The sequence below is a fragment of the Pseudomonas sp. Fl5BN2 genome, assembly GCF_009908205.1.
Taxonomy (GTDB): domain Bacteria; phylum Pseudomonadota; class Gammaproteobacteria; order Pseudomonadales; family Pseudomonadaceae; genus Aquipseudomonas.
This window is the reverse complement of record NZ_JAAARL010000051.1, coordinates 1-2942: the sequence shown is the minus strand read 5'-3', so window position 1 is coordinate 2942 and position 2942 is coordinate 1. Positions and strand designations below refer to the sequence as shown.

General features: G+C 61.6%; 2 protein-coding genes. Both read right to left on the bottom strand.

Annotated features, from left to right (window positions below; genetic code table 11):
• On the bottom strand, positions 1 to 2117 hold a 2117-nt coding region (locus tag GV819_RS32470), incomplete at its 3' end, for a type VI secretion system Vgr family protein (RefSeq protein WP_161760105.1).
• A 181-nt stretch (positions 2118 to 2298) separates the two neighbouring features.
• Positions 2299 to 2817, bottom strand: coding sequence for an Hcp family type VI secretion system effector (locus GV819_RS32465; protein ID WP_025129830.1), 519 nt, complete (start codon positions 2815 to 2817; stop codon positions 2299 to 2301).
• Positions 2818 to 2942 lie beyond the last annotated feature (125 nt).

The window sequence follows — 2942 nt, the reverse complement described above, 5'->3', positions numbered from 1 at the left end:
TCCACGCTCTGGTCAGCCTCCAGGCGGATAGTGTTCTGTTGCGCCTGCAACAGCATCAATCCCTGGTGGGTGATGTGGCGCATCTCGCCGCTCTGGGCAAACAGCCCCAGGTCGGTGCCGGCATTGACCACGAATTTCTGCCCCGAGGTGAGTTGCTGATTCTGCTGGGCCACGCTGTCGATGTGCTCGCCCGCCGCCAGGGTGACGCTCTTGGGCGACACCGCCGCGATGCCCGCCTGGCCACTCAGGGCAATCGCCGGGTTGCCGCCGTTACTCTGGTCGGACTCGTCGTTGGCGCCATGCCCCAGGTCGCGCACCGCCTCGCTGAGGGTTTGCTGCGGCGCGGTGTCGTGCCCGACGCCTTGATGCTCTTCGGCATAGTCACCCAGCCCCTTGGCCAGTTGCAGCGCGGCCTCCAGCACCTGGATCGCCACGCCGCGGTTCAGCTGCCCGCCATTGGCCTGCAATTGCTCTTCGGTGCTGAGTAACAAACCCTTGGCCGCGCGCAACGCGCCGTGCTCGTCGGTGCGCAGTTCAAAACCTTCACCGCGGGGTGCCCCGCCTTCAGGCCGAGGATGGGTCAAGTAGCCCAGGTGCAAGGCACTGCGGCCATGGTCACTCATCAGCGCCGCGCTGATCTGTTTAGTGGTGTCGTCAATGCGCAGTTCGTTGGCCCGGCTGCCTTTGTATTCCTTGCTCTTGATGGTGCTGAGGATCTTGTGGTCCGGCAACCGGTAGGGCGGCATGTGGCTGGCCCGGTAGGTGCGGCCGGTGATGATCGGCTGGTCGCAATCGCCATCCAGGTAATCGACGATCACCTCCTGGCCAATACGCGGGATCGCCATATGGCCCCAGTCCGCCCCCGCCCAGTTCTGTGAGACCCGCACCCAGCAGGAACTGAAGCCGTTGTTCTGGCCTTTGCGGTCCCAGGGGAACTGAATTTTTACCCGGCCAAATTCATCGGTATGGATTTCCTCGCCTTCCGGGCCCACCACGGTCGCCACCTGCGGCCCGTCAATGATTGGCTTGGGCAGCGGCGCAGGACGCCACTCGCAGTCCTCGGCAATGATCTGGGCGCTGAAGTCATAACTCACACCGACTTCGGCGCCAGCCGCCTCTTCTTGCTGGCTGGCGTGCTGTATGCCTTTGTGGACAATGCGCACCGAGCGCCACCAGCGGTTGAAGTCGGCCCGGGGGTGGCCGGTCAGTTGGAAGGAAAACCCCGGAATCAGCCGCGGATCATCCCCTTGCACCATCGCCACCCGGGCATCGCGACGATGGCCCAGCAGACGGTTCTGCGTGAAGGGTTTGCCGACGGCGCTGGTCTTGTAGCGGCCCGGGTAATCGTAGCGTTCATAACCCTGGGCCTGATGCTCAAGGTCATCGCCAAGCAGACGCTGCTGCTGGTCGAAAGCTGGGCGCTTGAAGCTGTAGTCGCGCTGGGTCTGCTCTGCGGTACGCACGTTTTCGGTGTAGCTGAACGCGTACAGCACCGGTTGCGTGGCATCCCCGGCCGGTTGCGTGGAGTACAGCACCGCGGCCCCCGGGATGCGCTCCTGGACATACAACTTGTCACCCTGAACCAGGGTATGGGTGTTGGCATCGTGCTTGAAAAAGTAGAACAGGCCTTCCTCGATGGACAGGCGTTCGAACAGATAGAGGTCCGTGTCGGCGGCCTGGACGCAGTATTCGCGGGGCTGGTGTTCAGTGTTGATGTAGGTTTGGTAATCAAGGATGCCGTGCTCGTCGAGCACTGACTTGAGGATCTCGGGCACGCTTTGCTGTTGGAAAATACGCCAGTTGGAACTCAGGCCAAGCCGGGCCAGTTGCGGCTCGACCAGCATGCGATACCGGGTACGCCGAAAACCCGTGGTGCCCTGGGTGAAGCTGCTGACCAGGCCATGGACATGACGGACCTGGGTGCTGCCTTGCCAGATCGTCAGCACGCTGGGTTGATCGAGTATCTGGCCGAAGTCGATGGCGGAGTTGGCGCTGGCCAGTTCGAGTGTCAGCCGATAAGGCTCGGACAGGCCCTCTTCCAGCGTGAACTCTACGACCTCGAACGCCACCTGCGCGGTCAGCACCGAAAAAGTGAACTTCAAATCCCTTTGGCGCATACCACCCTCTCCACTCTGTGAAGTGCTCACCCACTTGCCGACATGACCCGTCAGGGGGTCCGCACCTGGCACTCGGTTTTCCCGAGCCCCACCCTACCTGTGCGCCTTCCCTGTGTCTCCCGGAGGCGCAAACCCCATCGACCCGCCTTGCGGGCCGATGGGTTGCAACGTTGCGCTGACGTTAGCCGGCGACCGGGGTACGCCAGTCATCGGAACCCGAAGTACCGGAGACTTCGTGGGTCCAGGTGATCTTGCGGTAGGTGAACTCGACGTCCTCCAGGTGGGTGAAATGTGCGTTCGAAGGGTCCTGGCAGTTGTGCATGTAGTCTTTGATATCGACGATGATCGCGTCTTCCAGGGTGGTGGTGAAGTAGTGCTCCTGGGTGCCGGCGGCCGAAGTGCGGAACCACTGGATTTCGATCTTGCTCAGGCGCTCACCGGACGTCAGGGCCGCGAGCAGCAACGGCGAAGCCTTGTCGAAAACCTTGGTGATCTTCACCGGCTTGTGCACGCGCTGGCCGGTGGGCTGGCCGGATTGCGGATCGCGGGGAATGATCACTTCATGGCTGAAGCCCTGGACCATGACCTGATCTTCGTGACCTTCCTGGTAGGTGTTGCCAACGGAGTCAGCGGTGAAGGCACCGGCAGTGATCAGACCTTGCTTGGTACCGGTGACGGACATGTACGCTGGGGTTGCCATTGTTGCTCTCCTTGCTTGGACATACGGAAAACCGGAGGCCTGAATGGCCGGCCGGGCTCCAGGGACATATCAAGACTTGTGCCAGCTTAAAAATAACAATTACAAATCAATCAGTTACTGTATTT